Consider the following 19,788-nt stretch of genomic DNA (forward strand, 5'->3'; position numbering starts at 1 on the left):
CCGAGGCCGCGCTCGGCGATTTCGGCCGTCGCACGGTCGTAGACTTCGCCCGGGTTGAGCTTCTCGCCGATCGGCGTCACACGAATTTCATCGTAGATCAGCCAGTCGATCTCCTCGTAAAAAACGGCGAGGGTGCCGGTCAGGAAGACGATGGTCATCACGACCGTCAACTTCAAGCCAACGAAACTGTGGATCAGCCACGAGACTTTTCGCGCGGTGAGGCGTTTGTTTTTTGCCTTGGCGGGCGAGCCCTGCACAGCCGGGGCAGAGCGCCTCCGCGGTGTCGCAGTCGCCGACCGGGGCGCGTTGAGGTCAGAGGGTATCGCCATGGGTGTGTGCTGCCCTCAACGCAGTGGACGCCAGCGGCCAGGCGGTTTGTGGTTGCGCTGTTGTCGGGTTTCAGCACCCGCCGTACTGACACACCGCCGAGCAGACCGGGGTTGCAATAGGGTGGACGTGTTGCAACCGTGAAGCAGTGTATCCATGTCTATACGAACAGCCTTCGGCCACTAGATCTAAATAAGAATCGTTTTGATTTGCATTAACAGTAATGATAACGTCGTACGTGTTTTTACTGCAAGGCGCGCGGAGCGCACCCACAGCCGCCATGTCGACTCCGTTCCTACCCAAATACAGCCGACCTTGCAGCGTGGCTGCAATCGTTTTCGCGTTGTTGTGTACCGAACTTGCAGCGGAGGGCACGGTGGATCTCGAGGACCTGGACGACCTCGACCTGGACGCTGTGGAGCTCGACACGCTTGAAGTGACCGGCACGGTCGAGGAGAGCGCCGAGGACATCGAGGCAGAGGGCTTCAATGTCGACGCGATCGAGACCTACGACATCAAGGAAAAGAGCATCACGATCAACCAGGTGCTCGAACAGTCGCCCGGGGTCAATGTCCGCCAGTCCGGCGGCATGGGCTCTGAAACCACCTACTCGATGGCCGGTATGTCCGGTGATTCGGTGCGCTTTTTCGTCGACGGCGTGCCGATGGAGTACTTCGGCGACAGCTATTCGGCCAACAACATTCCCCCGTCGTTGTTGTCGCGCATCGACATCTACAAGGGCGTGGTGCCTGTCGACCTTGGCTCTGACAACCTCGCTGGTGCGATCAACCTGGTCACCAACCCCGGCGTCGATGAGACCTACCTCGATCTGTCGCAGTCTGCCGGCTCGTTCTCCACCTACCAGACGACGCTGCAGGCCGGCACCCAGAACCCGAACACGGGCTTGTTTGGCCGCTTCGACCTGTTCCACAACCAGTCCGAAAACGACTACGAGGTCTGGGGTGAGGGCGTGCGTTACCTGGAAGGTCTTCAGTACATCGAGTTCACCGAAGACAACCCGGCCAAGCGCTTCAACGACGATTTCACCACCACGAACGCAAAACTCGATCTCGGCTACAAGGACCTCGACTGGGCTGACGAGATCAGCCTCGGGTTGATCAGCTCCGATCTCGACAAGGGCTTGCAGCTTGGCGGCGGCGTGACGGCGGTGTACGGCGACGTGCGTATCGAGGAAAAGGTCAGCTTCCCGTACCTCATTCACCGCAAGTCCGACTGGGGATGGCGCGGGCTCAACACCAACCTTTTCATCGGCAACACCGACAAGGAAACCTTCACCAACGACACCTCGCGTCGACGTTACGACTGGAGCGGCAACTTCATCGATTCTGCGCCCGGTGAAATCAGCGACTCGCGCCCGCTGTTGCGCACCCTGTTCGAGGACAGCTGGACAACCCGGCTCAACGCGGCCTTCGACTTCAACGACTACCACCGGCTCGGAATGAACCTCAACTACACCAAGCTCGACCGGCGCGGTGAGGACCCCTTGGCCGAGGTGTGGGAGCAGGCGCAACTCGCACCGCAAGACGTGACCAAGACCTTTTTCGGTGTGGCGTTGGAGAGCTACTGGCTTGACGATCGGCTCTCGACGAACGTTTTCACGAAGTACTACGACTACGAGGCGAACGTCACGACTGACGAGTACGACTCCGACGACCCGGACGACCTGATTCGCTCGCAAGTGGTCACCAACACCACGCGCAACGGGCTGGCCGGCTTCGGCTTCGCCGCGGCCTACGACGCGTCCGATACGCTCAAATACAAGATCTCCATCGAGGACGCGGCCCGACTGCCGACCGCCGAAGAGGCCCTGGGCGACGGCATCAACTACCTGCCGTCACCGGACCTCGGCCCCGAGAAGAGCCTGAATCTCAATCTCGGTATCGGCAAGCGCTTCGACCTGAACGACACCGACTCGCTGCAGTTCGAGGCGACGGCGCTCTACCGCGACACGGAAGACATGATGGTCCTGCAGTGGGTTCAGCTCGCGGCACCACCCTACCGCTTTCAGAACCTCGACAACGTTGTAACCCAGGGCCTCGAGGCGTCGGTGGTGTACTCCTTTCGCGATTTCCTGACGGTGTCCGCGAACGCCACGGTCCTCGACATCCGCAATGACACGCCTTTCGACAGCGTCAACAACCGCGAGAACCTGCTGTACCGCGACCGCCTGCCCAACATCCCCTACGAATTGGCCAACCTCAACATCAGCGCGGATTTCTACGACTGGTTTCAGCCCGGTTCGAGCACGAACCTCTACTGGAACACCAACTACGTGCACGAGTACTTCCTGTCCTGGCCGAGCCTCGGTGACGCAGACACCAAACGGGTCATTCCCGAGCAACTCAGCCACGACGCCGGCGTCAGCTACACCTTCCCGAACGAGCGTCTTTCGCTCGCCTTTGACGTGACCAACCTCACCGACGAACAGCTGTTCGACAACTGGCGCTTGCAAAAGCCCGGGCGCGCCTTCTTTCTCAAGGTCAGTTACAGCTACTGACCTTATTCACGACGACACAATACGACACGACAGGACACTGACATGCAACAACCGATTCACGAGAGCAGATTTTCCAGGCTTGGCACCGTGGCTGCAGCCACGGTGCTTGCCCTCGGACTGGCAGCGTGCAGCGACAGCAGTTCGCCGACCGCCACCGACGACCCAACGCCGGGCGGTGACGGCAGCGCAACGGTCCGGGGCGGCCTGCTGGTGGCCGATCCCGACTTCAACGTGTACTACGTTTCGGCGGACGACATCATGTCGGGCGTCGTCACGGCAATCGGGCAGGGCCGTGAAGGCTTCGATGCGAGCGGCGGCCTGCGCGTCGGCGACTTTCTCTACACCAAGAACTGGGACACCGACACCATCGACCAATGGGCGATGTCAGCGTCGGGACCGGCCGCCGAGCCCACGCGCAGCCTGGCGTGGTCTGCGTTGTGTGACGGCTGTGGCGGTTACCTGTGGAACGTGTACAACGGCGACACTTTGGTGATGACCAAGCAGTTCGGTTGGGAAGTCGCAGAGGGCGCGACCACCACGGAGGCACCGTGGGTCATGCTGAGCTTGCCGGACATGACCGTGTCAGCAGAGGGCACCATGACAGTGCCGCTCTACGGCGACGAGTTGCAGGCACCGGGCTGGCCGGGTCTGAGCGCACCGCTGATCTCCGGCCCATATGCCTACTTCGGCACAACCTACGGCAACGAGGACGTGCCCTACAACACACCGGATACGATGGTCACGCTGCGGTATGACTTCCCCGGCTTCACCAACCCGACCATCATTGAGAACCCGATCACCAGCGGCGACGGCTCCGGTTGGGTAGGTGGCATGAGCTGGGTTGATGAGAACGGCGACATCTTCCAGATCAACCTGTTGAGCAAGGGCTGGTGGGATTACGGGTCGAAGCACGATACCCAGGATACCCACGTGATGAAAATCGATGGTGCAACGGGCGAGTACGACACCACATACCAGTTCAACCTGTCGGACAGCTTCAGCCACACCATCAGCATCACGCAAGCCACCTACTTCGGCAACGGGAGAGTCGCGGTTCTCGTGCAGAACGAAGACAACTACGACGATTGGGATGGCATGTACACGGGTAACCACGGCCGTTGGGTGCTTATCGACACCGTCAACCGGACTGTACAGGACAACCTCGGTCTGCCGACCTTCCCGGGCGGGTACTTCTACGGCGGCTTCGAGCGCGATGGCAAGTACTACGTGCCTGTGGTGCCGGCCGGTGAGAACCCCACGTCGTACATCTACTCCATCGACATCAACACCGGCGAGACCATGCAGGGTGCAGCGATCGACGGAGGCAATCTTTCCGGGTTGCAGCTCTTCGACCACAACTGAGGCGCGGCCATTTAACACGTGAAGACACCTCGCGCACACACGGTGCGCGGGGTGGGTGGTCCGGAGAGGGAGTTCCGGCCACCATCCCTTGGGGTGTGTTCACGTCGAGCCGCCCCTTTCTTTTTTTACGTTAGCGAGCCCACATGGAACCGGTGAAACCGCACTGGCCTGGTACCGTGGTGCTGTGGTGGGCAGGGCACCGAGGGGGCGAAGCAGGTGGAGAACAGCCAAACCGTGCTCGGTATTAACAACCTCAGTTGCAGGTACCGCAAGGGCGGACCCACGGTCCTCAACGAGCTGACACTCGAACTCGAACCGGGGGCGATGACAGCTGTGATCGGGCCGAACGGCTGCGGCAAGTCGACTTTGCTGAAAGCGATCATGGGCTTCCTCGATACCCCACCTGGCGCGGTGACCTTGCGCGGCAAACCGCTCTCCGCGTTTTCACGGCGCGATTTGGCGCGTCACATCGCCTATCTGCCCCAGGAGAGCTACTGTCCTGACTACCTGACGGTGGGCGAGTTGGTGCAGCTCGGCGGTTACGCACGTCAACCGTTGTTCGGGCACCACGCCTCGGGGGACGACCACCGGTTCGAAGCCGCACTTGCACAGGTCGATCTGCGCGCGAAGGCGCATGAACCGGTGAACCGCCTCTCCGGTGGCCAACGCCAACGTGCGTGGATTGCGATGATCCTCGCGCAGGATGCCGAAACGGTGCTGCTGGATGAGCCGGTCAACCACCTCGACGTGAAGTACCAGTACGCGGTGATGCAGCTTGCGCGTGACACGTTGCTTGCCCACGGCAAGACGGTCATCGCCGTCGTACACGACCTGAACCTCGCCAGTCAGTTCGCCGACCAGGTGGTGATGCTGAAGGACGGTCAACGCGTCGCGAGCGGGCCAACCAGGGAGGTGATCACGGCCGAAAACATCAAATCGGCGTTCGACTTCGACGCCGTCATTGTCGAGCAGGGTGGACGGGTTTTCTGTTTGCCCTCGGCCGCCTAATGGCGCTTGGCCCGGTACGCGAGCGCACTGACCCGGCGGCAGAAGCGGGTGCCAGGGGGTCGCGCCTGTCGGTGATTCCGGTATGCCTCGCGGCCTGGGCCGGGTGTGTTTTGCTCAACGTTGCGTTCGGCTCCAAGGCGATCCCGATGACCGAGGTGATCCAGGCGCTCGTGGCGTTCGATGAGCGAAATTACGACCACTTCATCGTCTCGAGTCAACGGTTGCCTCGCGCACTGATCGCGAGTTTTGTCGGCGCGTGCCTCGCGGTGTGCGGTGCGTTGTTGCAAGGCCTGACGCGCAACCCGCTGGCCTCGCCTGGGTTGCTCGGCGTGTCGTCTGGCGCGGTGTTGTTCGTGGTGTTTTTCGGCTTCTACTGGGGCGTTCCCAACGCCTGGCACGGCGCCGTGGCCTTCGCCGGTGGCTGGTTCGGCTTCTTCAGTTGCGTGTTGCTGGCTCGGGTCGCGCGGATCGCCCACGATCCACGCAACCTCGCGTTGATTCTCGCCGGTGCAATCGTCTCGATGGCCTACGCCGGCATCGCCAGTGCGTTGGTGTTGGCCAATGAGTCCTTGCGCGCTGAACTCCTGTCCTGGATGTCGGGCAACGTGAATCACTACTACATCGACCGGCTCACCGACGTCTGGTTCGTGGGTGCGGGTATGCTTTTCGTGCTCCTGTGCCTGGCACCGGCATTGACCTTGATCACGCTCGGATCGGACAAGGCTGCCGCCGCCGGTGTGGCGGTCAAACCGGTGACCCTGTGCGCGCTCACCGCTGCGGTGGCTGGAGCAGCGGCCGCGGTGTCGGTGTGCGGCCCGATCGGGTTTGTCGGTCTGGTGGTACCGCACCTGGTACGGCCGGTTGCCGGCGCCCATTTCAGCGCGTTGTTCCCGGCCTGCGCACTCGTCGGTGCCATTGTGGTGCTGCTTGCCGATGTGGTTGCCCGCGTGGTGTTCGCCCCGTACGTGCTGCACACGTCGGTGCTCATGAGCCTGCTCGGCGGGCTGGCGTTCATTGTGATCGTCAAGCGCCACTACCTGACTGTCGGTGTGGCGGCCAGACCGTGATGCGCGTTTTCACCGGACTCGACCAACGTCAACGCGTCCAGATCGGGCCGGTCATGGCACCGGTGCACAACGTGGTGGCGTTTCTCGGCCTGAGTGTCCTCAGCGCAGCGCTCGCGTGCGTGTCGATTGCAATTGGCTCGATCGAGCTCGACTTCTGGGACGTCCTGCGGGTGGTGTCGGGTGGTCCGGCGACCGAGGACGAGCGGTTTGCCGTGTTCACGGTGCGATTGCCACGCATTCTGGTGGGTTTCATGGTGGGCTGGGTGCTCGCCATGGCCGGTGCAACCCTGCAATCACTCGCGCAAAACCCACTCGCCGAGCCGGGGCTGCTCGGCTTGAGCCAGGGGGCGCTGCTGGCCATCATGTTGACGATGGTGTTTTTTCCCGCGGTGCCACGGCCTTATTACCCGGTGATTGCCATGTGCGGTGGGCTCGCGGTCGGGGTGTCGCTGTTGCTGCTGGTCGGACGTCACAACGCGGGTGGCATCGCCATACTGCTGATGGGCATTGCGGTGCAGACCACGCTCTCGTCGGTGTCGATGATGCTGCTGTTGTACACGCCTCAGGAAGAGTCCTACCAGCTCGCGCGTTGGATGAACGGGTCGTTGTACTACTCGACCTGGGAGAATGTCGCGCGTTTCGGCTGGTGGTTCGGCGCGAGTGTGGTTGCGTTGCTGCTGGTCGGTCGGTCGCTGAACGTGTTCGATCTCGGCGATCAAATGGCGATGTCGCTGGGTGAGCCAGCGAGCTGGTCGAAACCTGCGATCCTGATCGTCGCGTCGACCATCACGGCCGCGTCGGTGAGCCTCGTGGGACCGATCGTTTTTGTCGGGATACTCGCGCCGCACCTGGCAAACTCTGTGTCCAGAGCCACCGGCGCATCGCGCTTGCTGCTCGCCTCCGTGATGGGCGGTCTGCTGATCATGTCGGCGGATCTGCTCACCCGCGTGACCACCACCTACGCTTACCTGCCGATTGGCCTGACGATCGTGATCATAGGCGCACCGGCGTTCATTCTCACCGTGCGATTTGCAGCGATCCGCGAAGCGCGCTAACGACCCCAGGGGAATCCGATGTGCCGAATGTGTCTATCTCTTTTCATCACGGTGTTGTCGCTTGTGGCCTCACCGCTGCACGCCGAAATCATTGTTGACGACGCAGGACGCGACGTGGACGTGCCGCAGCCGTTGACGCGGGTCATCGGCACGCACGATGTGGTGATCGGATTGCCGCTCTACGAGCTGGGCCTCACGCCCGTCGGGGTCTGGATGCGAAAGCACCCGACCACCGGCGAGGACATCGTCATGGGGCTGGACCGTTTGTTCAACACCACCGCGAGCGAGGCCGGTATCACCAACATCGGTGGCTACGACGGCACCGACCTGGAGGTGATCAAACAACTGGAACCGGAGTTGATCGTGGTGACCGAGAGCAGTGAGGAGCAGATTGCAGTGCTTGAATCGGTGGCACCGGTGTTTGTGCAGCGCAGCTACTCGGGCGATGTGTTCGGCCTGTCAGCGGTCAAGGTCATGGCCTCGCGCTTTGGCTTGCAGTCGAACTATGACGCACTGCATGCGGCGTACCGGGCGCGCATTGACCGTGTTCGGGCACAACTGCCTTTCGACCCCGCCAGCAAGACGCTCAGCGTGATTTTCCTTTGGGACCAGCTGCACGTGGCAAACGGATTGTCGGGGCTGATGCAGGCGCTTGGCGACCTCGGTTTCCAAACCCCGGACTGGGTCAAGGCACACGGTGAGCGCGGATTCATGGCGCCGCTGTCCTCCGAGGACCTCGGTTTGATTCAGGAGGATTTTGTCATCTTCGGTAACGGCTACGGCCAGGGCGATACCACCGAGGGTGCGGCGCGCGCCAAGCTCGACAAGATCGCACCGGGCTGGGACCGTTTCATTCAGCCGTCGTTGGGCGTCGCTTTCTTCGATGCGGAGTTGACGATTACGCCCACCTTTGCGTCGGCACATGCTGCGCTCGATGCGATCGAAGCGCACTTCGGTCTGGACAACTAGCGCGGTGGTGGCATGCTGCATTGCAGGTGAGCTGGCGGTGTCGAAACCGTGACGACCTTGACCAGCCGTGCCGAGTTCCGTGTGCACTCTGACACCGCGCTGCTTGCATTCTGGCGACGAGAGATGGAAGAGCATGGCTTTGACCACTGGGCCGTTGACGGCAACACGATCGCCATCCACACGCCCTTCGGTTCCGCGTCGATTCACACGCACGATGGACGTGCCCGGATCGACATTCAGTGCAACACCGTTGACGACCTTATCGGTGTGCGGGAGGCCATCAGCCACCATCTGATCGAATTCGATCCACGGCTCTCCACCGTGGGCTGGGATCAAGGCAGCGTGCACGCACCGGCGCTGCCGAATTTCAGCGAGGCGCAAGTCGACCGCATTGACCGACTCAACGCGTGTTACTGGCGCGTCAGACTCGCTCTGCCAGATGCGATTCGCTTTGAGGGCCCGGGGCAGCATTTCAGGCTGTTGCGTCAGCGCAATGCCCGTCGCCCCGCCGTCTGGCCGACACTTGGCCCGCGTGGCATCCCGCACTGGCCGGACGCTGAGGACGAGCTGATTCAGACGCACTACACGGTGCGCGCCGTCGATGCCTCACGCGGCCACCTGCACGCCGATGTGTTTGAGCACCCGGGCGGTGGCACGGGTCAGTGGTTGGCCACAGATCCGCTTGGCCAGACGGTCGGCTTGCTGGGGCCTGGTGGCGGCAGTGTGCCCTCGAGCGGATGGCTGTTGCTCGGTGGCGACGAAACCGCGGTGCCGGCGTTGGTGCGTTCGTTGGAGAGCTTGCCGGCTTCGACCGAGGGTATCGCGTTTCTCGTGGCACCAACCAAGGCCGCCATTCAGGCAATCGATTCACCATCGCGGGTGGACGTCCGTTGGCTGTGCCGGGACCGTGGTGCGTCACTGGTTGCGGCGGTCACGGCTGTGGACCTCGCGCCATACCCGGATGCCGCTCTGTGGTTTGCGGCCTCTTATGAGGAGAGGCGTGCCGTCCGGTGTCACTTTCGTGAACGGGTCGGTCTCGATCGCCGCCGATTGACCGTGGTCGCGTTCTGGTGAGTGCGCAAACGCGCTCGCGTACATCCAACTGTGGGCAACGCGCGCGTGCGGTGCCCGGAAAATCCGGTTAACACGAAGAGGGATGGGCTGTGGGAAGATTCGGGACCTGGTTGCAGCGCGCCGCAGGGCGTTCGCCAAGCACCAACAAGACCGTGCGCGTGACAGACACGCTTTACGAGTACGTGATCGCGCAGTCAGTCGTTGAATCTGACGTGCAGCGTGCGTTGCGACTCGAAACCGCCAAGCAGGCAGAAGCCGACATGCAGATCGGTCCGGACCAGGGACAAGTCTTGCGGTTTCTGGTGTCACTGCTGGGCGTAGAGAACGCGATCGAAGTGGGCGTTTTCACGGGGTACTCGGCGTTGTGCATCGCGTCCGCACTGCCGGACCACGGCAGGTTGCTCGCGTGCGATGTCAGCGAGACCTGGACGGGTATCGGCAAGCCGTTCTGGACCGCAGCCGGCGTTGCCGACCGCATCGACCTGCGCATCGGACCGGCTCGGGATACCCTCGATCAGGTCCTGATATCCGACGGTGAGGGGCAGTTCGACTTTGCCTTCATTGACGCAGACAAGACCAACTACGCGACCTACTACGAGCAGTGCCTGCAACTGCTCCGCCCGGGTGGTCTCATGGCCTTTGACAACATGCTGTGGGGCGGTTCAGTCGCCGACGCGACCCGCATGGATCCGGATACGGCCGCGTTGCGCGATTTGAGCGCCACGCTGAAATCCGATCCGCGTGTCGAATACTGCTTGTTGACCGTCGGAGACGGTGTCGGTCTCGTGCGCAAACGCTGAGGGAGTACGTCGAGCGTGACAGCGCCCGAACCGGTTGTGGCTCGCCAACGGGTGCGGGGTGCGCAGCGTAAGGGTACCGCCTGCGTGACAGCGGCGCGGGCGCTTAAGCCGCGTCCTTGGCCAAAGCGGTGTTGTGACGACGCAGCAAGGCACTGCGTTTCATCAGGGCCGCGGGTGTCCCGTCAAAGGTGATCAGTCCGTCGCGCATCAACAAAATCCGATCGGCGTATTCACACGCCAACACGACATTGGACGTCGACATCAGACAGGCGCGCTGCTCCTCGATCACCACCCGACGGGTCAACTGCAAGAGCGCGCCCTTCGCGGCATTCGGCAACCCTGAAACGGGCGACTCCATCACCGAGAGGGCGGCACCCTGTGCGAATACCCGTGCAAGGCGAGCGCGTTGACGCATGTTGGCGCCCAGGCTGGAGAACGGCGCGTCCGCGAAGGGTCTGCACCCGAAGGCCTCCATGGCACGGGCGACCTGCTGTTTGTCCGACAGCGTGAAGGCGAACCGGTGGCGCGGCCCGCGCGCGCCGTCCTCGATGAAGTCGCGCACGGTGGCGTCCCGAGGCGGCGCCACCTGTGCTGCGCCGTACGCCAGGCGTTGCCGGAGCACCGAAGCGGGCAGGGCAGTCAAACGTTGGCCGTCGAGCGTGACGTGCCCGAGTGTGGGGCGTTGGCGGCCGGTGGCGATCTGGAGGAGGTCGTTGCACCCGGCGGCCCGCGATCCGACGACCGCGCACAGACCGGGTTGGCCCAGAGCGAGTTCGTTGATGTCCAGCGCCGTGCCCGTGGTGCAAATCGACGTCACCCGATCGAAGTGCAGTGTCGACGGCAGAGTACGTTGCAGTTGTGGTACGTGCATCAGAGTCTCGACTCAGCGGGGAGACAGGAACACCCGTGGCATGACACCTGGTCCAACGCCAACCGGAACCAAATTGTAATGCGAACTGTTCGTATTTACAATGCGACGGTCTGAGCTGACTTGGGGACTCACGGGCTCTCAATCAGAGCGTCAAGAGGTGGAACAGCGTGAGCACCGGGTCAGGACGAATCGTCATGTGTGGACGGGCACTCGCCTTGGTGGGTGTCAGCGTCACGGCATTGTCTGTTCACGCGGCCTCCGAATTGGACGTGATCGTGGTGACGGCGTCGCGGTCGCCGAGCGACCCCGCGACAGCACCCGTGCGCACAACGGTGGTCACGCGGGAGCAGATCAGACATCAGGGCGCGACGAACCTCGCGGATGCGCTCGTCTACGTGCCGGGGCTGCAACTCTACGAGTTGCACGGCAAGCCGGGGCAGGGCGTTCGCCTGCAGGGTATGGAGTCCAAGCACGTCCTGGTTCTGATCGACGGCCGCCCGGTCGCACCGAGCACCGGGTCGTCGGTCGACCTCAAACAGATCGGCACCGCGAACATCGTCCAGATCGAGGTGCTCAAGGGACCGGCATCCGCGCTCTACGGCAGCCAGGCGATGGGGGGCGTGATCAACGTGATCACCACCGAGGCCGCGCCCGAGTCAGGCGGTTCGCTGACAGTCGGCGCCGGCACCTGGGGTGACCGCGATCTGAGTGGCAATGTGGGTTCCATCACCGTTGCGTCAGACTACAAGTGGGTGACCCGGGACGCGATCTACCGGGCCGACGTGTCTCACTACAGCGCCAACGGCTACGACCTCGACACGAGCACCTACGCCACGGAGGGCGCCGTGGGCACGCGCGACAACGTGTCCGGGCGGGCCGAGTGGTTCGTTGGAGACGCCACCAGTGTCGGCGTGGATGTGCACCACTATATCGAGGACCTCAGCTACCGCTTCGCGACCGCGGCACCAGGCACACCCACAGGCGAAGTCCCGAAACAGAAACTCGAGGACACCACCCGATCGGAACTTGCGCTGTCGTTCGACCAGGAGGCGAGCGTCGGTGATATCCGGTTTCAACTCTCGGGAGAATGGTTTGACGGCGATGCGTCGCAAGATGCCGTCGGCACACCGCAGCGCGACCAATGGCGGGAACTGAACCTGGACACGGTGCGGTTCGACGGCCAACTGACCCGGTCACTGGCCAATGGCATGCTGCTGACCACAGGGGTGTTGGCTGCCCGTGCAGAGCTCACTCAATTCCAGTTTCGGGACGACGGCACAACCGTCACCGAGACCGACGAATTGCCCACCGGCATCCGCCAGGAAAACCGGGACTTGTTCTTCCAGTTGCAAGGCGGCTCCGAGGCCAGCTCGCGCTGGCAGGCGGGCCTGCGCTATCAATACGACGACGATTTTGGTGGCCACACAGCCGGCAAGCTCAGTTGGCGCAAGCCGCTTTCGGACCGCACCGCACTTCGTCTCAGTGTCGCTGAGGGCTACCGCACGCCGTCTTTGAAGGAGCGGTTCTTTCTGTTCGACCACAGCTTCAACGGCTACCGCGTGATCGGCAACCCCGACCTGCAACCGGAGATCAACCGCAATGTGCAAGCTGAAGTCGAACACCGTCACCGCTCGGGCGTGTGGACGGCGAGCGTGTTCAACCACGACCTCACCGATCTCATCGACACGGCCGAGAACGGCAGCACCATTCCGGGCGTGGTCGATTTCCAGTACCTGAACATTGCGCGCGCGCGCATCACAGGGCTCGAATTGCAGTGGCACACGACGGTGGCGGACGCACTCTCGTTGCGTGCCGGTGTCGAGTGGCTCGACACCGAGGACAAGTCCACCGGCCTCGAGTTGAGCGATCGGCCCGAGGTCGTGCTGAACGCCGGCATCACATGGCGTCCGTCTGCGCGCTGGACCTATGCCGCCGAACTGCACTCGCAACGGGGTGGCTCCGCCGACGTCGCCAACACCCGCGAACTCAGGTCTTACACCGTGTTGGACGCACGCGCCAACTGGCAGTGGCAACCCGACATCAGTGTGGCGTTTTTCATCGACAACGTCACCGACACCATCAACCCGAACCAGGACGCCCAGGACCCGCGACCGCGCGAAGGGCGCGAGTTTCGGCTGACTTTCACCAAAACACTCTAGGAGACTCTCGTGCGTAACGATCTCAAACTGTTTGTGTCCGCGTTGGCCATGGCGGCCATCGTCGGTTGCAGCGATTCCGATTCAACGACACCCACCGACGACACCGGAGGCGGCACCGGTGGCGATGACACCGCGCAATTCCGCGAAATCACCATCGACGCCTCCGCCGGTGGCTTCGGCGCGGCACCCGACGACCCGGCAAACAAGTTCACCTACTTCAACCTGGAACGCGGTGAGGTGGTGGATCTGACCGATGCTGAAGCCTTGTTGTCTTCCGACTGGGACATGGGCTTCAAGCGCACCGCGATCAAATTCAACGGTGGCTTCTCCGCCGGTGGTACGGTCGGCTCGGCGCTGTTGGACGACCAGGCTGATTTCTACAACGGTGACGGCAGTGCGAATGTCTCCGTGTTCCTCAACCGCACGGCGGTGGACGAAGAACCCGCACTCACGGGTGCGACGGCAACCGGTGCCACCTTCGTCGAGGACGAAGCCAAACCCGGCATTCCGTCGGACGGCAGCGACACCAGCTGGTGGACCTACGATTCGGCCACCCGCACCGTGCGCGCGAACACGCAAGCCTGGTTCGCTGTGCGCGGAGCCGACGGCACCAGCTACGCCAAGGGCCGCGTGACCGCGATCGACACACCCTCGCGCACGGTCACGCTCGAGCTGTTCCTGCAGACAGCCACGGACGTTGCTTTCGCCACCACCGCCACCACCTGGGTCGCCGATATCGACGATGCAGGCGGCATCGCCTGCTACGACTTCGACACCGCAGCGGAGGTCGATTGCGTTGCTGAAGACGGTGTGTGGGATCTCCGGCTCGAGATCAGCGCGGACGCGCGCGAGTGGACGCTCTGGACCAACGGCGGCGCCTACGGCAGCGGCCGTGCGGGCGGTTCGCTCGGTGGCATGAGCCCGGGGCAAGCAGCCGGCATCATCAGCAACACCGATGTCTTCCGGTTTGCTGCAGACAGTGTTGGCAACTCGGTCAGTGACAACCTCTGGTACGCCTACAGCCTGCAGGGCAACAACCGGCTTTGGCCCAACTACCGCGTTTACGGGGTGAACACCGACTCAGGTCAGTACGCGTTCCAGGTTGTGAGCTATTACAACCCCGATAGCGGGGCCAGCGGTTGGTTCACGATTCGCCATCGGCCACTCAACTGATACCGCCGCCAAGGCATTTGAGCGGGCCGGTTGGCCCGCTTTTTTTTTGCTTCGCGTTCGCGTGAGATGCACGGGAGCAGCCGGCGGCGGCGCGTCGCTTGCAGCGGTGGGCGATGGGTATCGCACCTCGACTGCGTTGTCAGTTAACGGGTCAGCTGGGGATGACCACGGGAAAGCCCTCGCGCGGGTGCGCGATCACCGTCGTGTCGATGTTGAACGTGTCACGTATGCAGTCCGGTGTGATCACCTCGCGCACCGACCCTTGCACCGACACGCGCCCGTCGACCATGACCACGATGCGGTCGGCGTAGCGGCTGGCGAGGTTGAGGTCGTGCAAGACGGCCAGCACGCCACGCCCGGCGCGCGCCTCTTCGCGGGCAATCTCCAGCGTGCGCTGTTGGTGGGCGGGGTCCAGACTTGACGTCGGTTCATCGAGCAACAGGTAGCACGTCTCACCCGTGTCGCGGTCGAGCTGGGTAAGCACACGCGCGAGCTGTGTGCGTTGTCGCTCACCGCCGGACAGTGAGGGGTAGGCCTGGTCAGCGAGGGCTGACAGGCCAACGCGCGCGAGTGCGCGCAGCACCGCGGCCTCGTGGACGGCCGGTGAGGCCACGGAGGCGAGCGGCATACGCCCCATTTCGACCACCTGTTTCACGGTGAACGGAAATCGCAAGGCCGAGTCTTGCGGTAACACAGTGCGGCGTTTGGCAAGAGCCGGGGTACCCCACTCGCTCAGCGTGACGCCATCAAGGGTCACACGCCCGGCGCTCGGCGTCAGGTCGTTGCTCAGCAGTTTCAGCAAGGTCGATTTTCCCGCGCCGTTCGGGCCGACCACGGCTGTCAGCTGGCCCGCATTGACCGTGACCGACACGTCGTCGACCAGCCGTCGTGGGCCGCGTTGATACGCCACCGCCGTCGTGCACAGCACCTCAGATTGCCCCGCTCATTTTTTGCCGTACCAGCAGCCACAGGAACACCGGTCCACCCAGCAGGGCGGTGATGATTCCGATGGGCAGCTCCGCGGGTTGTGCGACCGTGCGAGCGGCACTGTCGGCCAGCAGCATCAAGGTTGCGCCGCCGACTGCAGCACACGGCAACAGCGCACGGTGATCCGGGCCGAGTGCGAGGCGAACGAGATGGGGCAGCAGCAAGCCGACAAACCCGATCAGGCCCGTGAGGCCCGTTGCGCAGCCGACCGACAGTGCGACGCACACCACGATGCGCCGTTTGAGTCGCCTGGTATCGAATCCGAGGTGGCCCGCTTCGGCTTCGCCGAGCGCCAGCGCATTGAGTGCGTCAGCCTGCCGCATCAACCACAGCAACGGCAACCACACCAGCGGCAGAGCGACGGCAAGGCTCTGCCAGGTTGCGCCGCCGAGCGACCCCAGGTTCCAGAATGTGAGCGTGCGAAGCTGGTTGTCATCGGCGATGAAGGTCAACAGCCCGACACCGGCCATCGCAATCGCGTTGATCGCGATACCGGCGAGCAGCAAGGTGGTGACGTGGGTGCCGTACTCGCTTTGCGCCAAGCGGTAGATGATGGCCGTGACTGTCAAGGCACCGATGAACGCCGCGACCGGAACGGCCCAGGCGGCGAACAGTGTGCTGAACACGGTGAGCACGGTGCTGCCGAGCACAATCACGCTGACCGCGCCGAGTACCGCACCGGACGACACCCCGACCAACGCTGGGTCGGCCAAGGGGTTTCGAAACAGGCCCTGAAGCGCAGCGCCGCTGACGGCAAGCGATGCGCCCACCGACACCGCGAGCAACGCGCGCGGCAGTCGCAAGTGGTGGATCACGATCTCGTGCTGCGCGAGGTGGGGTTGCCCTGCCAACGCAGACAGCACATCCAGAGGGCCGATGGGTACCGGTCCGGTGCCCAGTGCGATCAGCGCCGCCAAACAGAAGGCTGCGCCCAGCACGACGGCCGCAACTGGCGTTGTGACAACGCGAGACACGCTACCCGATCGGGCCACGTTGTGCGTCGTCAATCGGCGAGTGCGGTGGTGCTGGTGCCCGTGAAGGCCTCGTGCAACTGCTGTACCGCTGCGGGCAGTCTCGGGCCGAAGCCGAGCATCAACAACGCGTCAATCGGCACGATGCGCCCCGCCTGTCCTGCTGGCGTGGCGGCGAGTCCCGCGCGGGACAACAAGCCTGACACCCCACCGAGCTGACGCAGGTTGCGCTCGGTGACCAGAATGACGTCGGGCGCCGCAGCGAGCATGGCCTCGGCGGTGATCGGCTTGTAGCCGGTGAACGCGTCCCGAAGTGCGTTCACACCCCCGGCGAGCTCAATGATGCCGGCCGCGCTGGTGTCATCCCCGGCCGCCATGTCGCTGCCGGCGCCAATGTGCAGCACGAACACCGCGCGCGTCTCGGCGCTGCCGTCTGGCAACACCTCGGCAAGTTCGGCGCTGACCTGTTCAGCCATGGCACGGCCCTGCTCACTCAGGTCGAGCGCGTCGGCGACCGCCTGAATTTTCTCCAGGGTGCCCTCGACACTCGGCTCGTTCGGGATTTTCACCATCGGCAAACCGGCTTGTTCGAGCTGTTGCAACACGACCGGGGGACCGGCGTCCGTGTTGTACAGCACCAGGTCGGGTTGCAACGACAGCAGGCCCTCGGCCGACAGCGCGCGCTTGTAGCCGACCTTTGGCAGGTCGTGTACGTCCGCCGGGTACACACTCGTGGTGTCGACGCCGACCAGCCGTTCGCCCGCACCCAGCGCAAAGACGATTTCACTGATGGTGCCGTCGACCGAGACAACGCGTTGCGGTGTGGCCGCGTGCGTCAGTGTGGCTGCAAACAGAGTGAGGAGGGTGAGAACGGTACGCATGTGCGGGTGTCAGGCGGCGATGTGTTCTTCGAGGATAGACGTGAAGCCCTCGAACTGCGGGTGACTGAGCAGCGTGCCCTCAGGCAGTCGGGCCCGACTGTGCGCCAAGCGGAACTGCTCGGAGTCGGTCCACGCAGCGAAACAGCCTTCGTTGCGCCACTGCGTGTGCGTCGCGTACAGCCGGTATTCGTCGTACTCGCGTCCCTTGAGCAGGCGGAACCCTTCAAACCCGTCCATCTCCGACAGCAGGGATTCGCGCTCCAGCCAGCGCTGCTCGAACGCGTCCTGTGCGTCGATGGCCACTTTGAAGCGGTTCATCGCGATAAACATGGTGTGCTCCAAATGCAAATGAGAATTCTTATCATCGACCATAACAGTGTCGTGTGAGGTGTTCAACACGTGTGGTCGTTGGGTCCTGACCCGCGGCTGGGGCGCCGAGTATGCTACACCGACCTGACGACGTGCAGCACGCGTGCTGCACGTCGCCGTGCGTGAATGAAGACGGGTTGGCTGAGCGAGGCCCTCCGGGAGATGCCGGCACGACAAACCGGTGTCGCACCAGCGCTGCCGCGTGCGTTGTGTCTCACTCGGCGTGCAGGGGCATCAGAGCCTGTTGAAGGTGAACGGGCGTCTCCCCCGGCATCCGAAACATCGGGTGCGCCTCCTGCAATAGGACCCACTCGCGTCTGGCTTTCTCCAGGTGCCCGTGTTCGGCCAGGGTGATGATCTGGGTCCACCACCGCTCGGGGTCGACGGGCGCTGCTGCGTTGGCTTCGGTTGTGATCCGTGCGGCGGTCGGTGCCGGGGGCGGCGCGTCGGGTTCGCTCTGCGCTGCAATGCCCGCGAGCTCCGAGAGCACAGTGAGGTCCGCGATGGCTGGCGGAGCCGTCGGCGCGGCGGGCTCGCTTGCGCTCAGTGTGCGTTCGCTGCTGAATGTGCTGCCCCGCGTGTCGGCGACCGCCGCTGTGCTGGTTTTGGCGCGGTTGAACACCACTGCGTCAGCGGCGGACTCGGGCTGAGCACGTTGCGCGTCTGCGGGCAGCGGTGCGATCGTGGGCGTGGGAGGTGCGCCGAACCAGACTGCGCGCACGACGACAACCGCGAGGACGGCGGTCGCGAAACTCGCTGCCCAGGTGAGACGCGCGCGCGGACGCCGTTGCACCTCGGCGTGGGCCTGGGCGCGGATGCGGGTGTCGAGCCCGGGAGGTGGTGTGCCCTGGGGCAAGGCGTCGAATGCCGCTCGGCGTTCGTCAGTGGGTGCCATGAGTGCCTCCGAGACGGTCGCGCAGCGCGTTGAGACCGTAGCGCACGCGGCTTTTGATGGTTTCACGGCCGCTGGACTGCAGGGCCGCGATCTCGTCGAGCGTATAGCCCTCGACGTAGTGCAGCAACAGCGCGGACCGTTGATCCGCGCGCAGCGTGGACAGCACCTGCTCGAGGGTGTCGGTCACCTCGAAACGGTGGACGAAATCCGCGAGGTCGGGCAACGTGTCTGGCTCCGAAGGCGTTGGTTGCTGGCGTCGGTGGTGGTCGACAATCACGTTGTGGGCAATGCCGAACACCCAGCGGTCGAATCGACCGCGCGCCGCGTAGCCCGGCGCCCCCTTGACCACGCGCAACCAGGTGTCCTGACAGACATCGGCGGCGCGGTGGGTGTCGAAACCGCTTGCGCGGTAGGCGTAGGCCCAGACCCGTTCGCGGTAGCGCGCGTAGAGGCGATCGAAGGCGGCTGTGTCACCCGAGACGTACTGACTGACCAGCGCGTCATCGGGCGTGTCCGCTGTGGCCGTGCTCATGTCCCCAAGTGTAGTGGTGCCCGGCCTCGAACAGGGCATCCTGTCGAGACCGGACGGGGGTGCGGTGCAGCGTGGTTGCGTCAACTCCGGCCCTTGATCGCGCTGGCGAGGTCGACGAGTTCGAGAAACTCCCGGCGGTAGCCGCCCCTGTCATCGCCCAGCGCCGAGCGCGCAAGGTCGCGAATCGCCGCCGGGCCAAATGTGGGACGTACCCCGCCGTCGCGCAACCAATCGCCCCAGGCGGCGACGCTCGCGGCGAAGCGCAGGCTCGCGCTGGTCGTGTCCTCGGCGTCGTCGGCGGTGATCAGCCGGCTGAGGCGTTCGCTGGCCGCGTCGGGGGTACGCTTGTACCGCAAGCGGATCTCGGCGAGCGCATGCAAGTCGCGCTGAGTGGATGGAGTGGGTGCGAAACGGCGCGCGGGCAATTGCGTACCGGCACTGCCCACCAGGGCGATCTCGTAGAGGGCGGTCACCGAGTGCCCGGCGCCGATGTCGCCCGCGTCGACGCGGTCGTTGTCGAAGTCCTGTTCGCGGAGCGCCCGGTTCTCGTAGCCGATCAAGCGGTACTCGGCGACGGTCGTCGGGTTGAACTCGACTTGGATCTTGGCGTCGTGTGCGACGGTGTGCAGCGTGGCGCCGAGCTCGGTTTCAAGCACCCGACGCGCCTCGCGCATGGAGTCGATGTAGGCGTAGTTGCCGTTGCCGTGGTCTGCGAGTTGCTCCATCAGGTGGTCGTTGTAGTTCCCCTGACCAAAACCCAGCGTGGACAA

Annotated in this window: 19 protein-coding genes; 10 read left to right on the forward strand and 9 right to left on the reverse strand. The window is 63.8% G+C overall.

Translation table 11 applies throughout. The features are described 5' to 3' along the window. Positions 1–329, reverse strand: a 329-nt coding sequence (locus tag AAGA11_19340; protein ID MEM9605026.1) for a PepSY-associated TM helix domain-containing protein, incomplete at its 3' end; no start/stop codon positions are given. 320 nt (positions 330–649) lie between these two features. Here AAGA11_19340 and AAGA11_19345 point away from each other — a divergent pair. The 8 genes from AAGA11_19345 to AAGA11_19380 all read left to right on the forward strand — a co-directional run bounded on the left by AAGA11_19345 (position 650) and on the right by AAGA11_19380 (position 10,180). Continuing rightward, a complete protein-coding gene (locus AAGA11_19345) occupies positions 650–2,845 on the forward strand; it encodes a TonB-dependent receptor plug domain-containing protein (GenBank protein MEM9605027.1) in 2,196 nt (731 codons plus the stop codon). A gap of 42 nt (positions 2,846–2,887) precedes the next feature. Continuing rightward, positions 2,888–4,207, forward strand: a complete 1,320-nt coding sequence (locus tag AAGA11_19350; GenBank protein ID MEM9605028.1) for a hypothetical protein — start codon at positions 2,888–2,890, stop codon at positions 4,205–4,207. A 216-nt stretch (positions 4,208–4,423) separates the two neighbouring features. Continuing rightward, the gene (locus tag AAGA11_19355; protein MEM9605029.1) at positions 4,424–5,215 is read left to right on the forward strand and encodes an ABC transporter ATP-binding protein; all 792 of its coding nucleotides are present in this window, start codon (positions 4,424–4,426) and stop codon (positions 5,213–5,215) included. Beyond that, positions 5,215–6,282, forward strand: coding sequence for an iron ABC transporter permease (locus AAGA11_19360; GenBank protein ID MEM9605030.1), 1,068 nt, complete (start codon positions 5,215–5,217; stop codon positions 6,280–6,282). Before AAGA11_19355 ends, AAGA11_19360 begins: the two co-directional genes overlap by 1 nt. Beyond that, on the forward strand, positions 6,282–7,337 hold the full coding sequence (locus tag AAGA11_19365; protein ID MEM9605031.1) for an iron ABC transporter permease: 1,056 nt from the start codon (positions 6,282–6,284) through the stop codon (positions 7,335–7,337). Before AAGA11_19360 ends, AAGA11_19365 begins: the two co-directional genes overlap by 1 nt. A gap of 27 nt (positions 7,338–7,364) precedes the next feature. After that, positions 7,365–8,306: an ABC transporter substrate-binding protein gene (locus AAGA11_19370; GenBank protein MEM9605032.1), complete on the forward strand. Its 942-nt coding sequence runs from the start codon at positions 7,365–7,367 to the stop codon at positions 8,304–8,306. Positions 8,307–8,354: 48 nt separating this feature from the next. Continuing rightward, complete coding sequence (locus tag AAGA11_19375) at positions 8,355–9,380, forward strand: siderophore-interacting protein (GenBank protein MEM9605033.1); 1,026 nt, start codon at positions 8,355–8,357, stop codon at positions 9,378–9,380. A 158-nt stretch (positions 9,381–9,538) separates the two neighbouring features. Next, positions 9,539–10,180, forward strand: coding sequence for a class I SAM-dependent methyltransferase (locus AAGA11_19380; GenBank protein MEM9605034.1), 642 nt, complete (start codon positions 9,539–9,541; stop codon positions 10,178–10,180). Between the two features lie 103 nt (positions 10,181–10,283). Here AAGA11_19380 and AAGA11_19385 read toward each other — a convergent pair whose 3' ends face one another. Next, positions 10,284–11,051 carry an ABC transporter ATP-binding protein gene (locus AAGA11_19385; GenBank protein ID MEM9605035.1) on the reverse strand — a complete coding sequence of 256 codons (768 nt, stop codon included), beginning with the start codon at positions 11,049–11,051 and terminating at the stop codon, positions 10,284–10,286. A gap of 167 nt (positions 11,052–11,218) precedes the next feature. Here AAGA11_19385 and AAGA11_19390 point away from each other — a divergent pair, with 167 nt between their 5' ends. Then, a complete protein-coding gene (locus AAGA11_19390; GenBank protein MEM9605036.1) occupies positions 11,219–13,210 on the forward strand; it encodes a TonB-dependent receptor in 1,992 nt (663 codons plus the stop codon). A 9-nt stretch (positions 13,211–13,219) separates the two neighbouring features. Continuing rightward, positions 13,220–14,383, forward strand: a complete 1,164-nt coding sequence (locus AAGA11_19395) for an HmuY family protein (GenBank protein ID MEM9605037.1) — start codon at positions 13,220–13,222, stop codon at positions 14,381–14,383. A gap of 151 nt (positions 14,384–14,534) precedes the next feature. Here the strand turns inward: AAGA11_19395 and AAGA11_19400 are convergent, their stop codons facing one another. The 7 genes from AAGA11_19400 to AAGA11_19430 form a co-directional block, all read right to left on the reverse strand. Further along, positions 14,535–15,311 (reverse strand): heme ABC transporter ATP-binding protein, encoded by a 777-nt coding sequence (locus tag AAGA11_19400; protein MEM9605038.1) that lies wholly within the window; start codon positions 15,309–15,311, stop codon positions 14,535–14,537. Position 15,312: 1 nt separating this feature from the next. Beyond that, entirely contained in the window at positions 15,313–16,308 is a 996-nt protein-coding gene (locus AAGA11_19405; protein MEM9605039.1) for an iron ABC transporter permease, read from the reverse strand. A gap of 65 nt (positions 16,309–16,373) precedes the next feature. Then, a complete protein-coding gene (locus tag AAGA11_19410) occupies positions 16,374–17,222 on the reverse strand; it encodes a helical backbone metal receptor (protein MEM9605040.1) in 849 nt (282 codons plus the stop codon). 9 nt (positions 17,223–17,231) lie between these two features. Next, entirely contained in the window at positions 17,232–17,552 is a 321-nt protein-coding gene (locus tag AAGA11_19415; GenBank protein ID MEM9605041.1) for an antibiotic biosynthesis monooxygenase, read from the reverse strand. 253 nt (positions 17,553–17,805) lie between these two features. Next, complete coding sequence (locus tag AAGA11_19420) at positions 17,806–18,486, reverse strand: hypothetical protein (protein MEM9605042.1); 681 nt, start codon at positions 18,484–18,486, stop codon at positions 17,806–17,808. Next, on the reverse strand, positions 18,473–19,018 hold the full coding sequence (locus AAGA11_19425; protein ID MEM9605043.1) for a sigma-70 family RNA polymerase sigma factor: 546 nt from the start codon (positions 19,016–19,018) through the stop codon (positions 18,473–18,475). Before AAGA11_19425 ends, AAGA11_19420 begins: the two co-directional genes overlap by 14 nt. Before the next feature lie 80 nt (positions 19,019–19,098). Then, positions 19,099–19,788 (reverse strand): YfbK domain-containing protein (locus AAGA11_19430; GenBank protein MEM9605044.1); only part of this gene is annotated, 690 nt, incomplete at its 5' end.

The sequence above is a fragment of the Pseudomonadota bacterium genome (assembly GCA_039196715.1).
Lineage (GTDB): Bacteria > Pseudomonadota > Gammaproteobacteria > CALCKW01 > CALCKW01 > CALCKW01.